The sequence below is a fragment of the Haemophilus parainfluenzae genome (assembly GCF_900638025.1).
Classification (GTDB): Bacteria; Pseudomonadota; Gammaproteobacteria; order Enterobacterales; family Pasteurellaceae; genus Haemophilus_D; species Haemophilus_D parainfluenzae_J.
The window spans coordinates 1,675,760-1,700,667 of sequence record NZ_LR134481.1; the positions used below are offsets into that span (position 1 = coordinate 1,675,760).

At 40.2% G+C, this 24,908-nt stretch carries 21 protein-coding genes; 17 read left to right on the forward strand and 4 right to left on the reverse strand.

Annotation, left to right across the window (positions count from 1 at the left end; genetic code table 11):
* The first annotated feature begins 50 nt into the window (after positions 1-50).
* From yccS to EL215_RS08495, 14 genes are all read left to right on the forward strand, one after another.
* A complete protein-coding gene (gene yccS, locus EL215_RS08430; RefSeq protein WP_126471480.1) occupies positions 51-2,204 on the forward strand; it encodes a YccS family putative transporter in 2,154 nt (717 codons plus the stop codon).
* Between the two features lie 100 nt (positions 2,205-2,304).
* A complete protein-coding gene (rsxA, locus tag EL215_RS08435; protein ID WP_126471482.1) occupies positions 2,305-2,883 on the forward strand; it encodes an electron transport complex subunit RsxA in 579 nt (192 codons plus the stop codon).
* Positions 2,884-2,957: 74 nt separating this feature from the next.
* Positions 2,958-3,551 (forward strand): electron transport complex subunit RsxB, encoded by a 594-nt coding sequence (gene rsxB, locus EL215_RS08440; protein WP_049358084.1) that lies wholly within the window; start codon positions 2,958-2,960, stop codon positions 3,549-3,551.
* Entirely contained in the window at positions 3,544-6,009 is a 2,466-nt protein-coding gene (gene rsxC, locus EL215_RS08445; RefSeq protein WP_126471484.1) for an electron transport complex subunit RsxC, read from the forward strand. The genes rsxB and rsxC overlap by 8 nt, the downstream gene beginning before the upstream one ends.
* Positions 6,010-6,023: 14 nt before the next feature.
* Positions 6,024-7,106 (forward strand): electron transport complex subunit RsxD, encoded by a 1,083-nt coding sequence (rsxD, locus tag EL215_RS08450; protein WP_126471486.1) that lies wholly within the window; start codon positions 6,024-6,026, stop codon positions 7,104-7,106.
* Positions 7,106-7,732, forward strand: coding sequence for an electron transport complex subunit RsxG (gene rsxG, locus EL215_RS08455; RefSeq protein ID WP_126471488.1), 627 nt, complete (start codon positions 7,106-7,108; stop codon positions 7,730-7,732). Before rsxD ends, rsxG begins: the two co-directional genes overlap by 1 nt.
* 10 nt (positions 7,733-7,742) lie before the next feature.
* Positions 7,743-8,453 carry an electron transport complex subunit E gene (locus EL215_RS08460; protein WP_049366549.1) on the forward strand — a complete coding sequence of 237 codons (711 nt, stop codon included), beginning with the start codon at positions 7,743-7,745 and terminating at the stop codon, positions 8,451-8,453.
* Entirely contained in the window at positions 8,450-9,085 is a 636-nt protein-coding gene (gene nth, locus EL215_RS08465; RefSeq protein ID WP_005696036.1) for an endonuclease III, read from the forward strand. The genes EL215_RS08460 and nth overlap by 4 nt, the downstream gene beginning before the upstream one ends.
* Positions 9,086-9,111: 26 nt before the next feature.
* The gene (locus EL215_RS08470; RefSeq protein WP_126471490.1) at positions 9,112-10,485 is read left to right on the forward strand and encodes a sodium-dependent transporter; all 1,374 of its coding nucleotides are present in this window, start codon (positions 9,112-9,114) and stop codon (positions 10,483-10,485) included.
* Positions 10,486-10,702: 217 nt separating this feature from the next.
* Positions 10,703-12,349, forward strand: a complete 1,647-nt coding sequence (locus EL215_RS08475) for a class I SAM-dependent DNA methyltransferase (RefSeq protein ID WP_126471492.1) — start codon at positions 10,703-10,705, stop codon at positions 12,347-12,349.
* Positions 12,342-13,724: a restriction endonuclease subunit S gene (locus EL215_RS08480; protein WP_126471494.1), complete on the forward strand. Its 1,383-nt coding sequence runs from the start codon at positions 12,342-12,344 to the stop codon at positions 13,722-13,724. Before EL215_RS08475 ends, EL215_RS08480 begins: the two co-directional genes overlap by 8 nt.
* The gene (locus EL215_RS08485; protein ID WP_126471496.1) at positions 13,717-14,130 is read left to right on the forward strand and encodes a hypothetical protein; all 414 of its coding nucleotides are present in this window, start codon (positions 13,717-13,719) and stop codon (positions 14,128-14,130) included. The genes EL215_RS08480 and EL215_RS08485 overlap by 8 nt, the downstream gene beginning before the upstream one ends.
* A gap of 10 nt (positions 14,131-14,140) precedes the next feature.
* Positions 14,141-14,671, forward strand: a complete 531-nt coding sequence (locus EL215_RS08490; RefSeq protein WP_126471498.1) for a TIR domain-containing protein — start codon at positions 14,141-14,143, stop codon at positions 14,669-14,671.
* Between the two features lie 355 nt (positions 14,672-15,026).
* The gene (locus EL215_RS08495; RefSeq protein ID WP_126471500.1) at positions 15,027-18,197 is read left to right on the forward strand and encodes a type I restriction endonuclease subunit R; all 3,171 of its coding nucleotides are present in this window, start codon (positions 15,027-15,029) and stop codon (positions 18,195-18,197) included.
* 66 nt (positions 18,198-18,263) lie between these two features.
* Here EL215_RS08495 and EL215_RS08500 read toward each other — a convergent pair whose 3' ends face one another.
* From EL215_RS08500 to EL215_RS08515, 4 genes are read right to left on the reverse strand one after another with little or no spacing between them, the layout of a single operon-like run.
* Complete coding sequence (locus EL215_RS08500) at positions 18,264-20,207, reverse strand: ABC transporter ATP-binding protein (RefSeq protein WP_126471502.1); 1,944 nt, start codon at positions 20,205-20,207, stop codon at positions 18,264-18,266.
* 45 nt (positions 20,208-20,252) lie between these two features.
* Positions 20,253-21,605: an anti-phage deoxyguanosine triphosphatase gene (locus tag EL215_RS08505; RefSeq protein ID WP_126471504.1), complete on the reverse strand. Its 1,353-nt coding sequence runs from the start codon at positions 21,603-21,605 to the stop codon at positions 20,253-20,255.
* Entirely contained in the window at positions 21,602-22,297 is a 696-nt protein-coding gene (locus tag EL215_RS08510) for a CidB/LrgB family autolysis modulator (RefSeq protein ID WP_049355693.1), read from the reverse strand. The genes EL215_RS08505 and EL215_RS08510 overlap by 4 nt, the downstream gene beginning before the upstream one ends.
* Before the next feature lie 6 nt (positions 22,298-22,303).
* On the reverse strand, positions 22,304-22,720 hold the full coding sequence (locus EL215_RS08515) for a CidA/LrgA family protein (protein ID WP_126471505.1): 417 nt from the start codon (positions 22,718-22,720) through the stop codon (positions 22,304-22,306).
* Positions 22,721-22,832: 112 nt separating this feature from the next.
* On the opposite strand from EL215_RS08515, the gene EL215_RS08520 reads away from it, so the two are divergent.
* The 3 genes from EL215_RS08520 to EL215_RS08530 are packed head-to-tail and all read left to right on the forward strand — an operon-like array spanning position 22,833 to position 24,908.
* Positions 22,833-23,348, forward strand: coding sequence for a thermonuclease family protein (locus EL215_RS08520; RefSeq protein ID WP_049355691.1), 516 nt, complete (start codon positions 22,833-22,835; stop codon positions 23,346-23,348).
* On the forward strand, positions 23,338-24,540 hold the full coding sequence (locus EL215_RS08525; protein ID WP_126471507.1) for a cysteine desulfurase: 1,203 nt from the start codon (positions 23,338-23,340) through the stop codon (positions 24,538-24,540). Before EL215_RS08520 ends, EL215_RS08525 begins: the two co-directional genes overlap by 11 nt.
* Entirely contained in the window at positions 24,534-24,908 is a 375-nt protein-coding gene (locus EL215_RS08530) for a SufE family protein (protein ID WP_049355689.1), read from the forward strand. The genes EL215_RS08525 and EL215_RS08530 overlap by 7 nt, the downstream gene beginning before the upstream one ends.

A 24,908-nucleotide genomic window follows, 5' to 3' on the forward strand; every position in this document is an offset into this window, starting at 1 on the left:
CACTTCTTTTCTATTTAATACTTAACGACGAAACATTCTAGGATATCAATATGAATCAATGGCTTAATGCAAAAGTAATCGCTTCAATACCTATTTTTATTGCAGTGAATATAGCCGCATTTGGTGTTTGGTTATTTGATATTTCTACGCAATCCATGCCCTTAATTTTAGGCATTATTGCTGGCGGTTTAGTGGATTTAGATAATCGCCTCACTGGACGATTAAAAAATATCTTTTACACATTAATTGCCTTTTCTATTTCAACCTTCATCGTTCAGCTGAATATTGGTCAACCTATCCAATATGTATTGTTGATGACCATCATCACCTTTTTATTTACGATGGTTGGCGCTGTAGGTGAACGTTATCGTACTATTGCTTTTGGTACGCTAGTGGTTGCTATTTATACGACGCTCACTTATATACCAGATAATTCTTCAAGTTGGTTTATCAATCCGGTAATGATTTTATTAGGCTCTTTGCTCTACAGTATTGTGACCATTATCGTCTATCTCTTTTTCCCAAACCGTCCTGTACAAGAAAGTGTCGCAAAAGCTTTTTGTGCATTAGGTAATTATTTAGATGCCAAATCAGAATTTTTTGATCCTGATGAAATTGATGAAATCGAGAAAAAACATCTTAATTTTGCGATGAAAAACACTAACGTGGTAGATGCCTTCAATCAAGCAAGAACAGCGCTTTTCTACCGTATTCGTGGACAACATCGCCATGCTCGCACACAACGTATGCTCCGCTATTATTTTGCTGCGCAAGACATTCATGAGCGTGCCAATTCGACACATTTTGATTATCGACAAATTGCGGAACAGCTCAAAAATACAGATTTAATTTTCCGTATTCAGCGCTTGCTCGAATTACAAGCACAAGCCTGTCATGATATTACGGCTTGTCTGCGTCAAAATACGCCTTATCACTATAATATTCGCGTAGAAAAAGCGTTAATGGGTACAATTCAATCCCTTGAGCTTTATAGTAAAGAACACACCAATCAAAACAATGTTTTGCTTGCCCTTCAAACACTGATTGATAACCTGCAAAGCATTAACTGGCAATTACGTCAGCTCGAACAAGAAAGCAATGAAAATGAGCAAACTGCACAAATTCATACCGAACAAATTACAGGATTAAAAAATATTCTTTCTGTTATTGGAAGCAATTTCACTTTTGAGTCACCGCTTTTCCGCCATGCTGTGCGTTTGTCTATCGTGGTGTTTTTATGTTGCGCTATTGTTGAATTCTTCCAATTTAATTTAGGTTACTGGATTTTACTTACTGCGGTTTTTGTGTGTCAGCCAAACTATTCTGCAACCAAAGTGCGGTTACGTCAGCGTATTGTAGGTACGATTTTAGGGGTTATTATCAGTGCCTTGTTGCCCTATCTCAACCCCACATTAGAAATGAAACTGGGTTTAATGGTGGTGACCAGTACGCTCTTTTTCTTTTTCCGCAGTAATAATTACAGCTTCTCCACGTTCTTTATTACGCTTCAAGTATTGATCAGCTTTGATGTGATGGGATTTGATACTCAGGCGGCGCTCTTTCCTCGCCTCATCGATACCGTATTAGGTTCAGCCATTGCATGGTTTGCGGTTTCTTATTTATGGCCGGATTGGAAATATCTGCAACTCGATAAAGTGAGCCATCAAGCGATTCAAAGTGATGCACAATATTTATTGCACATCATCAGCCAACTGCAATTTGGTAAAAGTGATAATTTAAAATACCGTATTGCTCGCCGTAATGCCCATCAATATGCAGCAGCATTAAGCACAACGCTTTCCAATATGAATAATGAGCCCCAAAAATATCACGCTCATTTGCAGGAAGGCTTTGACCTGTTAAAAATGAATTATTCTCTCTTAAGTTATATTTCTGCTTTAGGGGCATATCGCAATAAAATGACAAAACTACAGCAGACTACCGAATTTTTAACAGACTTTTATCCTGTTGCAAAAAAGGTTTTATATACACTGGAAAATATTGAAAAACTCAGTCCAGAAATTTTTACAAAATTACAAAATAATATTGAACTGAGTCTAAAAGAAATTCTATGGAATGAAGATCAAGCTAAAGGTGACATAGCTTTTGCTTTACCATATCAACAACTTAATCTAATTTCTCAATTGTTGCCACAATTGTATCACTATTTTCAACACAATCAGGAAAAAACAGTTAGTCAATAAAAAAGAAAGAAAAGCTACCCAAACTAACCCAAATTTTTTATTGTTCTCTGCGCAATAAATAGAGATAATATGCTACTTATGTAAAATAAATTTAGACGCAATGACACATTATATTCTACTCGTTATCAGCACCGCATTAATCAATAACTTTGTTTTGGTCAAATTCTTAGGACTTTGTCCATTTATGGGCGTATCCAAAAAGATTGAAACGGCGATTGGTATGGGGCTTGCTACCACATTCGTATTAACTGTAGCATCACTGTGTTCTTATTTAGTCGATAATTATATTTTAATGCCACTAAACGCCACATTCTTGCGCACATTAGTCTTCATTTTAGTGATTGCCGTTGTGGTTCAATTTACCGAAATGGTGATCAATAAAACGAGCCCATCTCTTTATCGCTTATTAGGGATTTTCTTACCCCTGATTACCACAAACTGTGCAGTACTTGGTGTGGCATTATTAAATGTTAATTTAGCACATAATTTAACAGAATCTGTCATTTATGGTTTTGGTGCGTCTTTAGGTTTCGGTTTGGTTTTAGTTTTATTTGCAGCCTTACGTGAACGTTTAGTTGCTGCAGATGTACCCATTACGTTTCGTGGCTCGTCTATTGCGTTAATTACGGCCGGTTTAATGTCTCTCGCCTTTATGGGCTTCGCCGGATTAGTAAAATGATTTATCTTTTGATGTTTATTACTGTAACAGTGATTTTTCTCGGCTTATTTTGGAATAACACTAAAAAATAAATAATGTTTATCTTAATTTCAGTAACTGTTCTCGCTTTAATTTTTGGTGCGATTTTAGGCGTTGCTTCGATTAAATTAAAAGTCGAAGCTGATCCTATCGTTGAAAAAATTGATGCCATCTTACCGCAAAGCCAATGTGGGCAATGCGGCTATCCTGGTTGCAAGCCTTATGCCGAAGCGATTGCCAATGGTGACGTTATCACAAAATGTGTGCCTGGTGGTCGTCCAACGGTGGTAAAAATTGCCGAAATCATGGGTGTTGATGTACCTGCAATGGATGATGTAGCTGAACCTGAAGAAATGGTTGCCTTCATTGATGAAAATATGTGTATCGGCTGTACCAAATGTATTCAAGCCTGTCCTGTTGATGCCATTATTGGCACGAATAAAGCGATGCACACCATTATTGCCGATCTCTGTACAGGCTGTGAACTTTGTGTAGCTCCTTGCCCGACAGATTGTATTTCCATGATTAAAGTGAAAAAAGATATTGATAATTGGAACTGGAACTTTGATCCTAAATTAGTCATTCCAGTTGTAAATACCACAGAAGTCGAGAAAAAATTAGTGGTTGGGGAGTCGGAATCACATGACTGACGTATTGACGAGATTTAAATCCGGTAAGATTTGGGATTTTAAAGGCGGTATTCATCCACCTGAAATGAAATCTCAATCAAACCAATCCCCAATTCAGCAATCAGAACTTGCTCATGATTTTTATGTGCCGATTAAACAACATGCTGGCACTGCAGGAAATGTATTAGTTAAAGAAGGTGATTATGTCTTAAAAGGCCAACCTTTAACACAAGGTGATGGCTTAAGAACCTTGCCTGTTCATGCACCGACTTCTGGTACTATAAAATTTATCGGAAAACATGTTGCACCTCATCCTTCTGGTTTAACCGAGGACATGATTCATATTCAAGCAGATGGTTTGGATAAATGGCGTGAGCAATTTCCACTTGAAGAATTCTTCACATTACCTGTCGAACAGCTCATTGATCGTATTTATCTAGCAGGCGTTGCTGGCTTAGGTGGTGCGGTATTCCCAACTGCCGCCAAAATCCAATCGGCTGAAAAGAAAGTTAAACTCTTAATTATTAACGGCGCAGAATGCGAACCTTATATTACCTGTGATGACCGCTTAATGCGCGATTATACCGATGAAATGATCGAAGGGATTCGCATCTTACGTTATATCCTACGCCCTGAAAAAGTGGTGATTGCACTTGAAGACAATAAACCTGAAGCGATTCAAGCTATTCAAAAATCACTGCATGGTGCAAATGATATTGAATTGCGCGTTATTCCGACTAAATATCCATCCGGTGCAGCCAAACAGCTGATTTATTTACTTACTGGCATGGAAGTACCAAGTGGCGGACGTTCTTACGATATTGGCGTATTAATGCATAATGTCGGCACGGCTTTTGCGATAAAAAGAGCGGTTATTAATGACGAACCGTTAATTGAGCGTGTCGTCACGCTGACTGGTGATAAAATTTCCGAGAAAGGCAATTACTGGGTTCGCTTAGGTACACCGGTTGACCACTTATTGGCACAAGTTGGCTATCAATATGACGAACGCTTCCCTGTTTTTGCAGGCGGACCAATGATGGGATTGCAACTTTCTGATCTCAATGCGCCTGTCACTAAATTAATTAACTGTCTATTGGCACCTGATCATTTTGAATATGGTGAACCCGAACCGGAGCAATCTTGTATCCGCTGCTCTGCTTGTTCTGACGCTTGCCCTGTTAATTTAATGCCACAGCAACTTTATTGGTATGCTCGCAGTGAAGATCATCAAAAATCTGAAGAATACAGCTTAAAAGATTGTATTGAATGTGGTGTGTGTGCTTATGTTTGCCCAAGCCATATTCCGCTTATTCAATATTTCCGACAAGAAAAAGCCAAAATTTGGGAAATTAAAGAAAAAGCGAAAAAAGCTGAAGAAGCCAAAATTCGTTTTGAAGCCAAACAAGCTCGTATGGAGCGTGAAGAACAAGAGCGTAAAGCACGTTCACAACGTGCGGCAGAAGCTCGCCGTGAAGAGCTTGCAAAACAAAAAGGTGAAGATCCTGTTAAAGCTGCATTAGAACGCTTGAAAGCAAAACAAGCGGGTTCAACAACAAATAAAGAAACAAAAACTATCGTATCTGAGAAAGGCGAAATCTTACCTGATAACCATGAGCTCATGGAACAACGTAAAGCCCGTCGCCTAGCTAAACAACAAGCACAAGCAGATACAGGCACTGTGACAAATGCAACAACGTCACAAACTGACGAAAAAGAGGCGAAGAAAGCAGCTGTTGCAGCTGCTCTCGCAAGAGCAAAAGCGAAAAAAGCAGCCGCTCAAGGTGAAACTATTGCGACAAATGAAACTGAAAGTGTGGTAGTAAAAACAGATGAAAACCCAACCGTACTTGATCCGAAAAAAGCCGCAGTAGCTGCAGCCATTGCGAGAGCTAAAGCCAAGAAAGCTGCCGCTAATAATGAAACTGTTACAACACATGCAACTGAAAGCATGGTCGAAAAAACAGATGAAAACCCAACCCCACTTGATCCGAAAAAAGCCGCAGTAGCTGCTGCAATTGCAAGAGCCAAAACTAAGAAAGCTGTCGCTAATAATGAAACTGTTACAACACATGCAACTGAAAGTGCGGTAGAAAAAACAAATGAAAACCCAACCGCACTTGATCCGAAAAAAGCCGCAGTAGCTGCAGCCATTGCAAGAGCTAAGGCGAAGAAAGCCGCCGCTCAAGGTGAAACAGTTACAACACATGCAACTGAAAGTGCGATCGAAAAAACGGATGAAAACCCAACTGCACTTGATCCGAAAAAAGCCGCTATCGCAGCAGCCATAGCAAGAGCTAAAGCCAAGAAAGCTGCCGCTCAAAGTGAAGCACTTACAACACATGCAACTGAAAGTGCGGTAGAAAAAACAAATGAAAACCCAACCGCACTTGATCCGAAAAAAGCCGCTATCGCAGCAGCCATAGCAAGAGCTAAAGCAAAAAAAGCGGCTGCTGAAGCAGCCAAAGAAACAGAATAACGCAGGAAAAGATTATGTTTAAGAAAATGGAGAGTTCGCCTCATACCCATTCAGGCAAATTAACCGCCCGTATTATGTTATGGGTGATTGCAGCCATGCTGCCTGCTCTGCTCGCGCAGATTTATTATTTTGGAATGGGTGTTTTGGTGCAATCCGCCTTGGCTATTTCTTTCGCATTATTACTTGAGTTTATTGTGACTAAATTGCGCAATAAGCCAAACCTAGTCTATATTTCAGATTTTAGTGTGGTGCTTACTGCCTTAATTTTAGCGATGGCGATTCCGCCTTATGCACCTTATTGGGTGATTTTAATTGGTACGCTTTCTGCTGTTATTCTAGGTAAACATGTTTATGGTGGTTTAGGACAAAACCCGTTTAATCCGGCTATGGTGGGTTATGTGGTGCTATTGATTTCTTTCCCTCTACAAATGACAAGTTGGATGCCACCGATTTCATTATTAAATGAACCCCCAACATTTGCGGATTCTCTTTCTTTAATTTTCACAGGTTTAACCACTGACGGTTTTAGCTTAAGCCAACTTGTCCATTCCATTGATGGAATTACACAAGCGACGCCATTAGACAGTGCTAAAATCTTCTATAACTTACATCAAGGCGATGAAAGCGTATTCCATGATTTTGTAAAATTACCAATTTTATTACAAAACGGCACTGACTTTGCTGAAGGTTGGTGGCAAGTTAATCTTGCCTTTATGCTTGGTGGGATTGCATTAATCTTAAAGAAAAAAATTCACTGGCAAATTCCCGTTTCAATGCTCGTGACCTTTGCGACCTTAGCAACAATCACTGCGATGTCAGGTCATCATCATTTAAGTATGATAAGCCAGCTCTTTAGCGGTGCCATGATGTTTGGCGCGTTCTTTATTGCTACTGACCCTGTCACAGCCTCTATTACGCCTCGTGGTAAGCTTGTATTTGGTACTTTGGTTGGATTATTGGTTTACCTCATTCGTTACTTTGGAAACTATCCTGACGGCGTGGCATTTGCGGTTTTATTAAGTAATATTTGTGTGCCACTTATCGACTACTACACCCGTCCTCGCGTAGCGGGACACTTTGCAAAAGGGAGAAAATAATGGGTATTTTTAAAGTCACCTCCCGTTTTGGTTTGTTATTAGGGTTTATTGCGCTTGTATGTACCGCTGTTTCTGCAGGCATTTATATGCTGACAAAAGATAAAATTGATGAAGCCATGGCTGAACACCAAAAAGCGTTATTACTCCAAGTCATCCCTCAGGATTATTTTAATAATAACTTGCTTGAAAGCGTAGAAACACCTGAGCAAGATAAACTCAAAGGCATTCAAAAACTCTATTTTGCTATTAAAGATCATGTACTAACAGCCTATGCTTATGAAACGACAGCACCAGATGGTTATTCAGGGAATATCCGTTTATTAGTGGGGATTACACCAAACGCTGAAGTTTTAGGTGTGCGTGTGATTGAACACCATGAAACTCCAGGATTAGGCGATAAAATCGAACTCCGTATTTCCGATTGGATTTTGAGTTTTACGAACCAAGTTATTGTACCGGAAAGCCTAAAAGATTGGGCGGTCAAAAAAGATGGCGGTAAATTCGACCAATTTTCTGGCGCAACGATTACGCCACGCGCGATTGTGAATCAAGTAAAACGATCTGCTCTCGTGATGCTTGAAAATGAGACATTACTCAACGAGATGGCAAAAAAATACGCGCAATAGGATATTTATTATGACTGATTTAACCGAAAAAACGACCGCACTTGATGAGCAAAGTGCAGTTGAAAATTCAGAAGAAATAACGCAAACGCCTTCTGTTTGGAAAGAAATCTTTATTCAGGGCGTATGGAAAAACAACTCAACCCTTGTGCAATTATTGGGGCTCTGTCCGCTCTTGGCCGTATCGAGTACGGCGACAAATGCCTTAGGCTTAGGCTTGGCAACTATGTTAGTTTTAACCTGTACAAACACGGTTGTTTCGCTCTTTCGTAAGCAAATTCCTCATGATATTCGCATTCCAATTTATGTGATGATTATTGCCACCACCGTAACCGTGGTGCAATTATTGATGAATGCTTATACCTATACGCTTTATCAAGCCCTCGGGATTTTTATTCCTTTAATCGTGACCAATTGTATTGTGATTGGTCGTGCAGAAGCCTTTGCCTCTAAAAATAGCGTTGCACATGCTGCCTGGGATGGTTTTTCAATGGGATTAGGCATGGCATTAAGTATCACCGTATTAGGTGCGTTACGTGAAATCTTAGGTCAAGGTACCCTTTTTGAAGGCATTGAAAACTTATTTGGCCAAGGTGCGAAATTCCTTACATTACATATTTACCAAACGGATAGTAGCTTTTTACTCTTTATTCTTCCGCCAGGTGCATTTATTGGATTAGGCATCCTATTGGCGATTAAAAACCGAATTGATATGAAAAAATGAACCAAGCTAAACGAATTGAAATTCTCACTCGACTTCGGGAGCAAAACCCGCATCCCACCACGGAATTAGAGTATAATTCGCCTTTCGAATTACTCATTGCCGTGATCTTATCGGCCCAAGCAACCGATAAAGGTGTCAATAAAGCGACGGCAAAATTATTCCCTGTGGCAAATACACCACAAGCTATTTTAGATCTTGGCTTAGAGGGTTTAAAAGAATACATTAAAACCATCGGGCTTTATAACAGCAAAGCAGAAAATATCATTAAAACCTGCCGTGATTTAGTTGAGAAACACAACGGTGAAGTACCTGAAAGCCGTGAAGCCTTAGAAGCCCTTGCGGGTGTTGGCAGAAAAACGGCGAATGTCGTGTTAAATACCGCTTTCGGTCACCCAACTATTGCAGTGGACACCCATATTTTTCGCGTATGCAACCGCACGAATTTTGCCCCAGGCAAAGATGTGGTAAAAGTAGAAGAAAAACTGCTCAAAGTTGTACCTAAAGAATTTAAAGTGGATGTGCATCACTGGCTTATTTTGCATGGGCGTTATACTTGTACTGCGCGCAAACCTCGTTGCGGTGCTTGCATTATTGAAGATCTCTGCGAATACAAAGAAAAAACAGAATATTAAACGAGTAAAATCAAACGGAATATATTATGACAACAAACAATCAATCTCGCCAAACGTGGTCTAGCCGACTAACTTATGTGCTCACCGTTGCGGGAGCGACAGTTGGCTTTGGGGCAACATGGCGCTTTCCTTATTTAGTGGGTGATAATGGCGGTGGTGCCTACGTACTCCTCTTTTGTATCGCGATGATTGTGATTGGTATCCCGATGATTTTAGTAGAAAACGTCATCGGTCGCCGTTTGCGTGTGAATTCCATTGATGCCTTTGGCGACAAAATCCTAGATAAAGGTAAAAACATCTCCAAATATTGGAAAATTCTCGGCTACATGGGGCTTCTCGGTGCATTTGGTATCATGGCCTATTACATGGTATTAGGTGGTTGGGTGATGTCTTATATCATCAGCCTGATTAATAATACCCTTGATATTAGCGCCCCAATTACAAAAGAAGTGGCCAAAGATTTCTACGATTTACACATCAGCAACAGCCCATGGGAAATCATGCTTTATACCTTCCTGTTTGTGGCGGTGAATTACATTATTTTGGCAAAAGGTATCATCGGCGGGATTGAACGTTCTGTAAAATACTTAATGCCATTACTATTCATCTTCCTAATTGGTATGGTGATTCGTAACCTCACCTTACCTGGCGCAATGGAAGGTGTGACTTTCTACTTAAAACCTGATTTCAGTAAAATTACACCTAAATTATTCATCTTCGTATTAGGTCAGGTATTCTTCGCATTAAGTCTTGGTTTTGGTGTATTGATTACTCTCTCCAGCTATTTAAACAAGGAAGAGAACCTTATTCACACAGCCGTTATTACAGGCTTCACTAACACCATCATTGCTGTGTTATGTGGTTTTATGATCTTCCCATCATTATTCACATTCGGCATTGAACCTAACGCTGGCCCAACCTTGGTTTTCCAAAGTTTACCAATTGTATTCTCACACTTATGGGCGGGTAAATTCTTTGCTATCGTGTTCTTCGGTTTATTGCTTATTGCCGCATTAACCACATCAATTACGATTTACGAAGTCATCATCACCGCATTACAAGAAAAACTCAGAATGCGCCGTGGTAAAGCGATTTTTGTTACCTTAATGGGGATTTTCTTATTAGGTAACGTGCCATCTATTCTAGGTGATAACCTTTGGAAAGATTTCACTATCTTCGGTAAAAGCATTTTCGATGCCTTCGATTTCGTCAGCGGAAATATTCTCTTTATGCTGACCGCACTTGGCTGTGCCATTTTCGTTGGTTTCGTGTTACAAGACGATGCAAAAAAAGAGCTATCACCAACACCCAATTCGCTCTTCACCACAATTTGGTTTAACTATGTCAAATTTGTGGTTCCTGTTATTATCTTGGTCATTTTTATTAGTAATTTGATATAGCCTAATTAAAAAAGCAGCGCTAAAGCGTTGCTTTTGTATCCATAAAAACAAATCATCTCACTGCTAAATGATTGTTTGTAGAGAAGAAAAATTTTCGATAAAATACTAACTATTGATTGAATTATTACTTTACTAAGGATAAATTTTATGCAGACGACACGACACGACACGACACGACACGACACGACACGACACGACACGACACGACACGACCAAGATTGTCGATGAAAATCACGTATTACAACAAGCATTTTTAAATGAATTAGATGAAAAACTTTGGTCATCTGCCGATAAACTGCGCCAGCAGCTTGATGCTGCCAATTACAAACACATCGTACTCGGCCTCATCTTCCTGAAATACATCTCCGACAGCTTCACCCATCAGCAAGAAAAAATTCAGGCAGAACTGAGCGATCCCGAAAATCCACTCTATCTTGACCGCGCTTTTTACGATACGGACGAAGAATATCAAGAAGCCTTAACCGTCGAACTGGAAAACCGCGACTACTACACTGCCGACAATGTGTTCTGGGTGCCGCAGCAAGCCCGTTGGGACGAGATTAAAGCCGTTTCCATCTTAAACATCGGCGCAGAGCTGCCTTGGGGCGGGAAATTTTCTGGCGTGGCCAAACTGATTGACGATGCCTTCGATGCCATTGAAAAAGACAACGAAAAACTCAAAGGCGTCCTCCAACGCATCAGCGGCTATGCCGTAAACGAAGACACCCTGCGCGGGCTGATTATCCTCTTCTCCGATACCAACTTTACCCGTCCGACTTACAACGGCGAGCCCGTACATTTAGGCGCAAAAGACATACTCGGCCACGTTTACGAATACTTTCTCGGTCGTTTTGCCCAAGCCGAAGGTAAACGCGGCGGCCAATATTTCACGCCGAAATCCATTGTTTCCCTGATTGTCGAAATGCTCGAGCCATACTCAGGTCGCGTATATGACCCAGCTATGGGCAGCGGCGGCTTTTTCGTGCAAACCGAACGCTTTATCACCGCCCATCAAGGCAACATCAACAACGTTTCCATCTACGGACAAGAATTCAACCCAACTACATGGAAACTCGCCGCCATGAACATGGCCATCCGCGGCATTGATTACGACTTCGGCAAACACAACGCCGATAGCTTCACCCAGCCGCAACACATCGACAAAAAGATGGATTTCATCATGGCAAACCCACCATTCAACGTCAGCGATTGGTGGAGCGAATCCCTGGCCGACGACCCACGTTGGGCATACGGCACGCCGCCCAAAGGCAACGCCAACTTCGCTTGGCTGCAACACATGATTTACCACCTCTCGCCCAACGGCAAAATGGCATTATTGCTTGCCAACGGTTCCATGAGCAGCCAAACCAACAACGAAGGCGAAATCCGCAAAGCCATCATCAATGCCGACTTGGTGGAATGTATGGTTGCTCTGCCCGGCCAGCTCTTCACCAACACCCAAATCCCCGCCTGTATTTGGTTTTTAAACCGCAACAAAAAGCGCAAAGGCGAAGTATTGTTTATCGACGCCCGCCAAATCGGCTATATGAAAGACCGCGTCTTGCGTGATTTCACCGCTGACGACATCGCCAAAATTGCCAACACCCTACACGCTTGGCAAACATCAGCAGGTTATGAAGACCAAGCCGCTTTCTGTAAATCCGCGACTTTAGAAGAGATTGCGAATAACGACTTCGTCCTCACACCGGGGCGCTACGTCGGCACCGCAGAACAAGAAGACGACGGCGTGCCATTTGCAGAAAAAATGCAAAATCTGACCGCACTTTTAAAGGAACAGTTTGCGAAAAGTGCGGAGTTGGAAGCGGAGATTAAGAAGAATTTAGGGGGATTGGGGTATGAGTAATTTAAAATCGTATGTCATACACACTATTGGTGGTGGTTGGGGTAAAGAAACTATAGAAGAAAATTTAATAAAGGTTTCTGTTATTAGAGGAACTGATTTCCCTAAATTAGAGAAATTAGATTTTTCTTCCGTTCCAATTCGCTTTGAAACTTTAAAAAAAATTGAATCAAGAACATTACAAGTAGGAGATTTAATTATTGAAGTTTCTGGAGGAAGTGCTTCATCCGGTCAAAGAACAGGAAGATGTTTATACATTACTCAAGAAATTCTAGATAATTTAGGTAAGTATGTTATTCCAGCTAGTTTTTGTAGATTACTAAGATTGGATAAAGAAAAGATAAATTCTAAATTCATTTATTACCAAATTGCAGAAATGCATTTATCAGATCAAATTGGTATTTATGAAAATCAATCTACAGGAATATCTAATTTTCAATTTAATTTATTTTTAGATGAGATATTTCCCAAAATTACTGATTTAAATAAGCAAAATAGTATTGTTGATATTTTTAATTCAATAGACCAAAAAATCCAAGTCAATACTAAAATCAACCAAACCTTGGAACAAATCGCCCAAGCCCTGTTTAAAAGCTGGTTTGTTGATTTCGATCCCGTGCATGCCAAAGCCCAAGCCCTTTCAGACGGCATGAGTCTTGAACAAGCGGAACTTGCCGCCATGCAGGCAATCAGCGGAAAAACACCCGAAGAACTGACCGCACTTTCACAAACACAGCCTGAACGCTACGCCGAATTAGCCGAAACCGCCAAAGCGTTTCCTTGTGAGATGGTGGAGGTTGATGGGGTTGAGGTGCCGAAGGGGTGGGAATTATCTACGATTGGCGATTGTTATGATGTCGTTATGGGGCAATCTCCAAAAGGAGAAACTTATAATGAAAATAAACAAGGAATGCTTTTCTATCAAGGTCGTGCAGAATTTGGTTGGCGCTTTCCTACCCCGAGATTGTTTACAACAGATCCTAAACGTATTGCAGAACAAAATTCTATTTTAATGAGCGTTCGAGCTCCTGTTGGGGACATTAACATAGCACTTGAAAAATGCTGTATTGGTCGCGGATTAGCTGCATTACAACATAAGAGTAAAAGTTTGTCGTTCGGTTTATATCAAATACAATCTATAAAACCAGAATTAGATTTATTTAATGGTGAAGGAACTGTTTTTGGTTCTATCAATCAGGCTAACTTAAAAAATATTCAAATTATTAACCCTGAGGAAAAATTTATTCAGCTTTTTGAAAAAAATTTATCATCTTGTGATTCAAAAATTATGAATAACGAGATAGAAAATAATGCGCTGAAAGAAATAAGAGATTTATTGTTACCTAGATTATTGAGTGGAAAAATTGAAAATGACTAATCAGATTGATAATGAGGTTATCCATAAAGAAATTGATCTAATTCAATCAATTATCAATAGAATGGCCCAAAATAGTTTTATGCTTAAAGGATGGGTAATTACTATTTTTGTTGCAGTAATTGCACTAAACGTACAAACAGAAAGATTCATTCAGAATCTTACATTATCTATTTTTCCTTTAGCTTTTTGGTATATAGACGCTTACTATTTATATATTGAAAGAAAATATCGCAAACTATATGAAAACAGAATAACACTAAGGAAGAGTGGTAATTCAGATAATCTGTACTCATTAGGAATTGGGGAAATAAAATTAATAAATGTATTGGCAACCATGTTTTCTTCTTCCATTGCTTGGTTTTATATTCCTATTCTAGGAATACTTATTTTAGCACTACTTATCTAAGGTATATGAAATGAAAAGAAAGGTATTTTTTAGCTTCCATTATCAAAAAGATAATTGGAGAGTTCAACAAATTAGAAATATGGGGGTAATTGAAGGAAATGCTATCACTACCCCAAATGACTGGGAAACGATAGCTAGAAAAGGGGATCAAGCGATTAAAAACTGGATAAATCAGAATCTTATTGGTTGTTCCTGTCTTGTCGTTCTTATTGGCGAAGAAACATCTAATAGAAAATATGTACTTTATGAAATTGAAAGTGCCTGGAATCGTGGAATGGGCGTTTTAGGTATTTATATTGATGGTTTAAAAGATCTAGAAGTTAAAACATCAAGAAAGGGAAATAACCCATTTACTAAATTTAAATTTCAGAATTCCTTATTAAGATTTAATGTTCCTATATTAGATCCAAATAATTATAGATTTCTTCGAAAACTAACTAGCCAAGATGTATATAGAATAATTGAAGATAATTTAGAAGAATATATTGAAAAAGCAATAAATTATAGAAAAAACAAACTATCCATTTTCAAAAAATCATAAAAAATAGTGCGTAAGATTTGTGAACAGCAAAACTAATTTTACCCCTATCAAATCTCCCCTAACCCCTCTTTGCTAAAGAGGGGGACTATTTGGGAGGTTTATTGACTGCAAGCAGTCGAATTAACAGAAAAATTACTCATGAAAAACACCTAAACTAAAATTACGCTCAATACCATTCCCCTCTTTCGTAAAGAGGGGTTAGGGGAGATTTGAAAGGTTTGTTGGCTGCAAGCGGTCGGATTAACAGCAAAATTACTCATGAAAAACACCTAAACTAAAATGACGCTCAATACCATTCCCCTCTTTCGTAAAGAGGGGTTAGGGGAGATTTAAACCACACACTAAGGAATCCATCATGCTCAACGAAAACGACATCGAACAAATCACCCTTCAACAACTGCAATCCCTCGATTGGGAATATCGCTATGGTAAAGACTTGCCTGTTCATGAAGGCGAGTTTGCCCGTGGCGATTTGAGCGGCGTAGTCTTTGTTGAGCAACTGCGTGAGGCGGTGCGTAAACTTAATCCGCAGCTGCCTGAAAGTGCGGTTGATTCTGTGGTCAAAGCCGCGACAAAAAGCGATATTGGCGACTTGGTGGTGCGTAATCAGGCGTTTTATAAACTGTTGCGCGATGGTGTGCGGGTGGAATATCAGGCTGACGGTGAGCAGAAAATCGAGATGGCACGCTTGGTGGATTTTGAGCAGGTGAAGAACAACCGCTTTGTTGCCGTCAACCAGCTGGAAATCCGCAGCCGTAAAGGAGGCAAGCGGATTCCTGATATTATCAGCTTTGTCAATGGTCTTCCCTTAGTGGTGTTTGAGCTGAAAAATCCGCTGCGTGAATCGGCGGATTTGTTGCAGGCGTTTAATCAGTTTGAAACCTATAAAGATGAGATTGCCGAGCTGTTTGTTTACAACCAAACCCTGATTATTTCAGACGGCATTACCGCCCGTTTAGGTTCGCTTTCGGCAGACTTTCAACGCTTTACGCCGTGGAAAGTGGTCGATGAAAAAAATCAAAGCATGCGCTTATATTTTGACGATGAATTGCAAAGCCTGCTCAATGGCTTGTTGCAGCCCAAAGATTTGCTCGACTATATCCGCTATTTCGTCTTATTTGAGCGGGATTCCAACGGTAAAACCATTAAAAAAATCGCGGCGTACCATCAATATTACGGCGTAAATGAAGCGGTAGATTCCACCATTTGGGCGACTTCAGAAAAAGGCGACCGCCGCATTGGCGTAATGTGGCACACGCAAGGTTCGGGTAAATCGATTTCCATGTTGTTTTATGCCGGAAAACTGCTTGCGCAGCCTGAATTAAAAAATCCCACCATTGTGGTGGTCACCGACCGCAACGATTTGGACGGTCAGCTCTTCCAAACCTTTTCTTCAGGCAAAGATTTAATCAAACAAACGCCGCAACAAGTAGAAGACCGCGATCAACTGCGCCAACTGCTCGCGAAAAATGAAGTGGGCGGTGTATTTTTTACGACAATTCAAAAATTCGCCCTAAATGAGGAAGAAAACCGCTTTCCTGTTTTAAATGAGCGCAGCAATATTATTGTAATTAGCGATGAAGCGCACCGCAGTCAATATGGCTTTACGCAAAAACTGCATAACGGCAAATTTCAGGCAGGCTACGCCCGCCATTTACGCGATGCGTTACCTAATGCTTCGTTTATCGGTTTTACCGGTACGCCGATTAGCCTGGAAGATAAAGACACGCAAGATGTGTTCGGGCGTTATGTGTCGATTTATGACTTGCAAGATGCGGTGGAAGATGGCGCAACCGTACCGATTGTTTATGATGATGCTCGCCAAATTCGCTTAAATAAAAAAGACCATGATGCTTTGTTTGCAGAAATTGATGCCCTACTAGAAGAGGAGCCATCGACTTCCCTGCGTTTGCAGGAAAAATTGCTGGGTTCACAAGCCCGTCTGGCTGATTTAGCCGCGGATTTTGTGCAGCATTTTGCCAAACGCAATGAAGTCGTCGACAGCAAAGCGATGATGGTGGTTTCCAGCCGTCAGATTTGCGTGGACTTATACAATGAAATCATCAAACTGCGCCCTGAATGGCATTCGGACAATATTAACGAAGGGGCGATTAAAATTGTGATGACAGGCTCTGCTTCCGATGCGCCGGAAATGCAGAAACACGTTTACAGTAAACAGGAAAAACAAACGCTGGAACGCCGCTTTAAAGACCCGAACGATCCGCTGAAAGTGGTGATTGTGCGCGATATGTGGCTGACGGGTTTTGATGCGCCTTGCTGTAATACGATGTATATCGACAAGCCGATGCAGGGGCATAACCTGATGCAGGCGATTGCGCGGGTTAACCGTGTATTCCGTAATAAGAGCCGAGAAAACGGCGGTTTGATTGTGGATTATGTCGGTATTGCCGAAAAACTCAAAGAAGCGACCCAGCAATACACGAATTCACAAGGCAAGGGCAAGCTGACTGATAACGTGATTGATGTGTTCTTTAAAATGAAAGAGCATTTAGAAGTTATCCGCAGCCTGTTTGCAACGCCGGTTGAAGGGAAAACCTTTGATGTTCAGACGGCCTTAGAAAAAGATAATCCGAATGATCTTTTGATGGCGATTCGTTTTGCCGCCAACCATATTTTGGGCCTCGATCGATTACCGTTTGATGGCAAAGCGCATGAACAACATTGGTTTAATAAAAAAGAAACCGAGCCACGCAAAAAAGCCTTTTTAAAAGCGGCAGGTTTGGTGAAAAAAGGCTATATGCTGTGCGGCGCATTGGCTGAAGTTGAGCCATACAGCCAAGAAATTGCCTTTTATGATGCCGTACGGGCAATTTTAACTAAACGTGAACAAAAAGGCACAGGTACAAATGAAAGACAGATTTTATTGAAAAAATTGGTCAATCAAACTGTGTATTCTGAAGGCGTGATTGATTTATTCGATCTGCTAGAAAAACCACAACCACAAATCAGTTTGCTTTCCGAGGAATTTTTACAAACTGTTAAAAATAGCCCAACTAAAAATTTATGGGTTACGGCAATGGAACGTTATTTAGCAAGTGAAATTAAAGTTAAATCAGGCACAAACTTAACCTTGCAAAAAGATTTTGAACAGCGTTTGAAGGAAGCATTGAATCAATACCACAATCACAATTTAAGCGTGGTGGAAATTTTGGATGAGCTCTTCAAAATGAGCCAAGACTTCCAAGAACGCTTAGCTTTAGGCGAAAAACTGGGGCTGAAAAAAGAAGAGCTCGCCTTCTACGAAGCCCTCGCCCAAAACCAAAGCGCCCGTGAACTGATGGGCGATGAAGTATTGAGCAAACTTGCCAAAGAAATTACCGATACTTTAAGACGCTCAGTTACCATCGACTGGCAATACAAAGAAGGCGTTCGCGCCAAAATGCGTATTCTCGTGAAACGAGCTTTGCAGCGTTATAAATACCCACCGGATAAGCAGGAAGAAGCTGTGAGCTATGTGATTAAGCAAGCGGAGGAAATTGCCGAGGATTTAACAGCTGAAAAATAAGCATAAGTGGCAATCACGCATAATAAAAAACCGAGCTATTTCGCTCGGTTTCTTTTTATCTATCCTCTATTTTGCTTCAGCTTGGTTTTTTTTCTCTTCCAGCTCTTCCCAACGAAGGAAAGCCGTTTCAAGCTCCGCTTCAGTGTCCGATAATTCCTTAAGCTTAGCATCTGTTACATCATGAGCTTGTTGGAAAAAATGAGGAGCACCAATTTCAGCTTGAAGTGCGGTGATTTTCTCTTCCAATTCTTCCAACAATTGTGGTAGCTGTTCTAACTCACGTTGTTCTTTGTAAGAAAGTTTAACGGATTTTGGCTTTTGAGAAACAACGTCATTTTTGACCGCACTTTCCTGTACTTTGGGTGCTTCTTTTTTGGATTTTGGGGTCTCTTGCTCTGCTTTCATCGCAAAGTAATTGGCTTGTTGTCCTTTCGCATCAAAGAAACCGCCCACGTATTTATTCAATACGCCATCACCTTCAAAGAAATAGCACTCCGTTGCGACATTGTCAATAAACTGACGATCATGGCTGACAATCAATAAGGTGCCTTGATAATCCGTGAGGATTTCTTCCAATAATTCTAAGGTTTCTACATCCAAGTCATTGGTTGGTTCATCGAGAATCAATAGATTATTAGGTTTCAGTAATAATTTAGCCAATAACAAACGGTTACGTTCACCGCCTGAAAGCGCTTTTACAGGTGTCATAGCTCGTTTGGGTGGAAATAAGAAATCCTGCAAATAGCCCAGCACATGACGTTTTACACCATTGACTTCAATATCCTGCTTGCCATCAGCAACGTTATCCATTACCGTTTTTTCCGGATCAAGATCAGCGCGATATTGATCAAAATAAGCGATATCTAATTTTGTACCGCAATGAATACGACCACTCGTTGGCTTGATTTCACCTAATAAAAGTTTAATAAACGTGGTTTTTCCGCAACCATTTGGGCCAACCAATGCAATTTTATCGCCTCGCAAAATGGTCGTGCTGAAATCTTTGAGCAGCTGTTTGCCTTCAATTTCATAACTCACATTTTCCATTTCAAACACAATTTTGCCTGAACGACTTGAGTTATCTAATTGTAACTTAGCAGTCCCCATCACTTCACGACGTTGGTGACGTTCTTCACGCATGGCTTTTAAAGCGCGCACGCGGCCTTCATTACGTGTACGGCGTGCTTTAATACCTTGACGAATCCAAACCTCTTCTTGTGCTAAGCGTTTATCAAAAAGGTCATTTTGCAATGCTTCGACACGTAAGTTTTCCTCTTTAGCGGTGAGGTATAAATCATAGTTACCTGGATAAGACACTAATTTCCCGCGATCTAAATCGACAATACGGGTCGCCATTTTGCGGATAAAAGAACGGTCGTGGGAAATAAACACAATGCTTCCGGTAAATTCTAATAAGAAGTTTTCTAACCATTCGATTGCATCCACATCCAAGTGGTTAGTCGGTTCATCTAATAACAAGACATCAGGATTACACACCAACGCACGAGCAAGAGCGGCTTTACGCAACCAACCACCAGATAAATCCGCTAATTTAGTATCGGGATTTAACTCGAGCTTTTGCAGGACTTCATTGATTTTATTTTCAAACTGCCAACCGTTGGCATGCTCTAATTTGGCTTGTACTTGCGCCAGTTGATTAAGAATTTGCTCACTGTAATTTTGTGTCAACTCTTGCGAAATATGGTGATATTCTTTTAACAAATCCGCTAAATGCTCAATGCCTTCCGCCACATAATCAAATACATTCCCTTCAGCATGGCGAGGCGGATCTTGTTCTAAACGTGAAACTACTAAATCTTTTTCATACTGCACTTTTCCGTCATCCATCGTAACTTGCTGTGCAATAATTTTTAATAAAGTCGATTTACCTGCACCGTTACGCCCCACTAAACACACGCGCTCATTGGGTTCAATATGCAGTTCAGCATGATCAAGTAAAGGGTGATCACTAAAAGAAAGATAAGCGTTAGTTAAACTAATTAATGCCACAAAATTGTCCTATAAATTCAAAATATCAATAAAAATAACTGCACTTTAGAGCTGATGATAAACCTTTAAGGCATAGGCATCTGACATACCTGCGATATAATCACAAATAATACGTTTTTTACCCTGCTCTGGCGCATTTTTCCAACGATTAGCGGTATTCGTTGGCAATAAACGTTCCGGGTCAGATTCAAAAATCTGGAACATTTCGGTGAGAATGCGTTGTCCTTTATATTCGATACGCTGCGTTTCCACATGACGAATCACGTATTTCCATACAAACTTTTTAAACACATTTAATGCCGCAATCACATCTTGTGGTAGTTCCGCGTTATAACGTAACAAGGGCTCATCAAAATTGCCGGTAACTTTCCAACGCACATGGGTAATAAAGAAATTTACTAATGCCCCAATGGCATTTTTACGCTCGAAATGATGGTTAGAGAATAATCGTTGGCTGACCTGTTCTATATTTTTTGCCAACCAATCTGAAGGAATCGTTTTAAGTTCAGTTAATGCTTCTTGCCATTGATGTTGATTTACTACACCAGTCACAATCGCATCTTCTAAATCATGCACCCCGTAAGCAATATCATCCGCCAATTCCATAATGCTACAATCTAAAGATTTAAATTGTGTTTTTAAAAACTCAGCAGGATTTGACCGCACTTTTTGAAATGAATCAAACAAAGTGCGATCATTTTCAGAAAGGTTTTGCAACAGCCAATTAAACATTGTGACATCATCACGGAATAACCCTTTTCCAGGCTTCCAATCGCTAATTTTGACATAATGAGGATCGGCGTTTTCAGCATGGGGCAGCTGGGTATATTGCGGGGAAGATAAGTCTAAAATATTCGGATATTTCACCACACCTAAAATGGCACGACGCGTTAAATTCATCCCAGCCGTTTCAGTATAAGGTTCCAATTTAGTAATAATACGAAATGTCTGCGCATTGCCTTCAAAGCCGCCATGATTGCGCATCATATAATTAAGCGCCACTTCCCCACCATGGCCAAACGGTGGATGACCAATATCATGTGCAAAGCACAAACTTTCAATTAAATCATTGCTTGGTAATAAAGGTTTGAGTTGTTTCTGTAATTCACTTTTTTCAATATGAAGCAGGTCTGAAATAGCAACATAACTTTCCGCAAATTTTAATTGAGAAACAAGGCTGCTGCCGATTTGTGCCACTTCAAGGGAATGGGTTAAACGAGTGCGATAAAAATCATTTTCGCCCACCGCATGAATCTGTGTTTTGGCTTGCAAACAACGGAAAGCGGCAGAATGTAAAATCCGCCCGCGATCACGACGAAATGGTGGTCTGTGATCTTTTTCACGAGGCGGATCTGAAAGGAAACGTTCAGTCCAAAAATCAGCTAATTGGGTTCTCATAAAAACAGATGAATAACGTTGAATACTAAGGGCGCTAAAATTGAGCTCATAATACCGCAAAGTACCAAAGAAATCGAACTATAACTACCGGCTTTCGGATTGGCTTCCATGCAACTTACCGTGCCTAATGCGTGAGAAACGGCACCTACAGATAAACCCACTGCTTCTTGTTGTTTAATGCCCAGTTTTTTTAAAATAAGATAACCAAAAACCGAACCTTGCAACCCCGCTACGACTACGCCTACCGCAGTCACTGCAGGAATACCGCCTAAATGTGAAGACACTTCCATTGCAATTGGCGTGGTTATTGATTTTGGTAATACGGTCGCCACCATTTCAGGACTCGCCCCTAAAATAATGGCAAAAATGGCACCAGTAAACATGGAAAGCAAAGAAGCTAATGTCACCACAGAAAGAATAATTTTCCACTGTCTCGCGATTTGTTGAAGCTGTTCATACAATGGCAAGGCAAGTGCCACAATACTTAAACCAAGTAAATTATTAATCGGTGCATTACCCGTCATATAATCATCATAAGGAATATCGCCAATTTCTAAAATCAGCACGAGAATTGATACTGTTAGGACGAAGGTATTGAAAATCATGGATTTCCAACGTTTACTAATTTGCAATGCGAGCCAGAATCCGAAAATTGTTAACCCCGTATAAAGATAAATTGCATATTGCATAATGAAACCTTAGTCTGCTTGAAGATTACGTTTTTCTAATACTTTTTTACGTTTATGGGTAAAGGATTGTTTGTAAAACAAATAATTACCAAAAAATGCGATAATGAAGAGCGTCAGAAAAGTACTAAGAATATTTGGAATGAGTAAAATTTTCCATTTAGAAACAAGTAAATCATAATATTTAATAATGCCTACACTCACTGGTACAAAAAGTACTGCCATGTAACGAATCAATAGACTAGAACCCAAATAAATCCATTCCAAGCGAATGATACGAGTGGTTAATCCAATAAAAAGTATTAATAATCCCCAGATGCTGCCAGGAATTCCAACGGGCACATACTGCGAAATCAAATTGCCGAGTAGTAACATAATGTATAAAATGAAAAGCGAGCGAACAAGTTGAACGCCTTTTTGGAGTAACATATTTCCTCTTTCAACTTATTTAACAATAATTCAAATTTATTTTACGCTTTTTTTGTTAGAATTACCCCCTCTTTTTAGCTAAGTTTTGCGATATAGATCAAAGAAATTCAAAATGATTAAGAAATTCTTATTATTTTTAACCGTAATTTTGACCGCACTTTGGTGTCAATTTTCAGTCTCTGCGGAACGCCAAATGGCGTGTTGGGTAGTAGGAGTCAGTGATGGCGATACTCTAACTTGTCTCTTACCCACTAAAAAGCAATTTAAAGTACGATTACAAGAAATTGACGCCCCTGAGAAAGGTCAGGCATTTGGTAAGAAAGCCAAACAATATCTTTCACAACGGGTTTTTAAACAAAATGTGACATTGTCCGTTTCTGGCTATGATCGTTACCAACGTATTTTGGCAACAGTCTATCTGCAAGAACGAAACATTAACTTAGAAATGGTAAAAAACGGCATGGCGTGGGTTTATCCGCAATATACTAAAAATCCAATCTACTTCCAGGCTCAAAATTTTGCTCAACAACAAAAAATCGGATTATGGCGAGATCCCAACCCTGTTGCCCCTTATGAATGGCGTAAACAGAAAAAAACACCTAAACACGGAGATAACCATGGCTTTTGATTATCAATTATTTAAAAATGAATTCCCTTATTTTAAATCGCCAAATGCCGTAGTCTATTTGGATAATGCAGCGACGGCATTAAAACCTCAAGCATTCATTGATGCAACGACTACTTTTTATCAATCGGCAGGTTCTGTGCATCGTAGTCAGTACGAAGCCGCACAAACAGTACAATACGAAAATGCTCGTCACTTAGTAAAAACCTTAATTAATGCGGAAGATGAAAAAGCGGTAATTTGGACGTCTGGGACGACTCATAGCATTAATTTGGTTGCTAACGGTTTACTCCCCTCTTTGCATGCAGATGATGAGATTTTAATTAGCCAAGCGGACCATCATGCTAATTTTGTTACTTGGCATGAAACAGCGAAAAAATGCGGCGCGAAAATTCAAGTGCTGCCTATTTTGGATAATTGGCTAATTGATGAAAATGCCTTAATTAAAGCCTTAAATGAGAAAACCAAATTAGTGGCACTCAATTTTGTTTCCAACGTAACAGGAACAGAACAACATATCCAACATTTAATTCGACTCATCCGTCAACATAGCAATGCGCTCGTTTTAGTGGATGCCGCTCAGGCTATTAGCCATATACAAATTGATTTACAGGCATTAGATGCGGATTTTATCGCCTTTTCTGCACATAAAATTTATGGACCAAACGGCATTGGCGTATTAAGCGGAAAATTAAGCTCACTTTCCCTGCTGCAACCGCTTTTTTACGGTGGAAAAATGATTGAGCGCGTATCCCATGAATGTATTACCTTTGCTGATTTGCCTTATCGATTAGAGGCGGGCACACCAAATATTGCAGGCGTGATTGGTTTTGGTGCAGTATTAGATTGGCTCAAAAAATGGGATTTTCAGGCCACCGAGGCGCATGCCGTTGAGCTTGCCGAGCAAAGTAAAGTGCGGTTAAAAAACTATCCGAATTGTCGTTTATTCAATTCGCCGCAGCCAAGTTCAGTGGTTTGTTTTGTTTTTGATGGGATTGCGGCTTCGGATCTTGCTACGCTCCTGAGCGAACAAAAAATTGCGTTGCGTGTAGGCGAACATTGCGCCCAACCTTACTTAGCCCGCCTTGGCGAGCGTACCACATTAAGACTTTCTTTTGCGCCTTACAATAGCCCACAAGATGTGGATACTTTTTTTGCGGCATTAGATAAATCCTTAGAGTTATTAGCATGCTAGAAAACATTAAACAGGCAAAAAATTGGGAAGATCGTTACCGTTTCATTATTCAAGCAGGTAAACATCTCCCTCAACCTTCTCCAGATGAATTGGCTCAAATGCAATCAATTCAAGGCTGCGAAGCAGGGCTTTGGTTTAAGACCATTCAACAAAATGACGGCACGTTTCAATTTCAAGCTTACAGCGAAGCGCGCATTATGAATGGTTTGTTATGGTTATTACTGCAAAATATCAATGGACAAACCAATAATCAACTACAACAATTTAATATCCGTCAATTTTTTGATGAACTTGGTATTGCTTCTCGCTTAAGTGAAACCCGCTTAAACGGTTTAAAACAAATTGAAGAAATCTTACACAATCTGTAA

Bases quoted from the DNA above. Each gene is read 5' to 3' on its own strand.
- yccS (WP_126471480.1), top strand. From the start codon at position 51: ATGAATCAATGGCTTAATGCAAAAGTAATCGCTTCAATACCTATTTTT.
- rsxA (WP_126471482.1), top strand. From the start codon at position 2,305: ATGACACATTATATTCTACTCGTTATCAGCACCGCATTAATCAATAAC.
- rsxB (WP_049358084.1), top strand. From the start codon at position 2,958: ATGTTTATCTTAATTTCAGTAACTGTTCTCGCTTTAATTTTTGGTGCG.
- rsxC (WP_126471484.1), top strand. From the start codon at position 3,544: ATGACTGACGTATTGACGAGATTTAAATCCGGTAAGATTTGGGATTTT.
- rsxD (WP_126471486.1), top strand. From the start codon at position 6,024: ATGTTTAAGAAAATGGAGAGTTCGCCTCATACCCATTCAGGCAAATTA.
- rsxG (WP_126471488.1), top strand. From the start codon at position 7,106: ATGGGTATTTTTAAAGTCACCTCCCGTTTTGGTTTGTTATTAGGGTTT.
- EL215_RS08460 (WP_049366549.1), top strand. From the start codon at position 7,743: ATGACTGATTTAACCGAAAAAACGACCGCACTTGATGAGCAAAGTGCA.
- nth (WP_005696036.1), top strand. From the start codon at position 8,450: ATGAACCAAGCTAAACGAATTGAAATTCTCACTCGACTTCGGGAGCAA.
- EL215_RS08470 (WP_126471490.1), top strand. From the start codon at position 9,112: ATGACAACAAACAATCAATCTCGCCAAACGTGGTCTAGCCGACTAACT.
- EL215_RS08480 (WP_126471494.1), top strand. From the start codon at position 12,342: ATGAGTAATTTAAAATCGTATGTCATACACACTATTGGTGGTGGTTGG.
- EL215_RS08485 (WP_126471496.1), top strand. From the start codon at position 13,717: ATGACTAATCAGATTGATAATGAGGTTATCCATAAAGAAATTGATCTA.
- EL215_RS08490 (WP_126471498.1), top strand. From the start codon at position 14,141: ATGAAAAGAAAGGTATTTTTTAGCTTCCATTATCAAAAAGATAATTGG.
- EL215_RS08495 (WP_126471500.1), top strand. From the start codon at position 15,027: ATGCTCAACGAAAACGACATCGAACAAATCACCCTTCAACAACTGCAA.
- EL215_RS08505 (WP_126471504.1), bottom strand. From the start codon at position 21,605: ATGAGAACCCAATTAGCTGATTTTTGGACTGAACGTTTCCTTTCAGAT.
- EL215_RS08515 (WP_126471505.1), bottom strand. From the start codon at position 22,720: ATGTTACTCCAAAAAGGCGTTCAACTTGTTCGCTCGCTTTTCATTTTA.
- EL215_RS08520 (WP_049355691.1), top strand. From the start codon at position 22,833: ATGATTAAGAAATTCTTATTATTTTTAACCGTAATTTTGACCGCACTT.
- EL215_RS08525 (WP_126471507.1), top strand. From the start codon at position 23,338: ATGGCTTTTGATTATCAATTATTTAAAAATGAATTCCCTTATTTTAAA.
- EL215_RS08530 (WP_049355689.1), top strand. From the start codon at position 24,534: ATGCTAGAAAACATTAAACAGGCAAAAAATTGGGAAGATCGTTACCGT.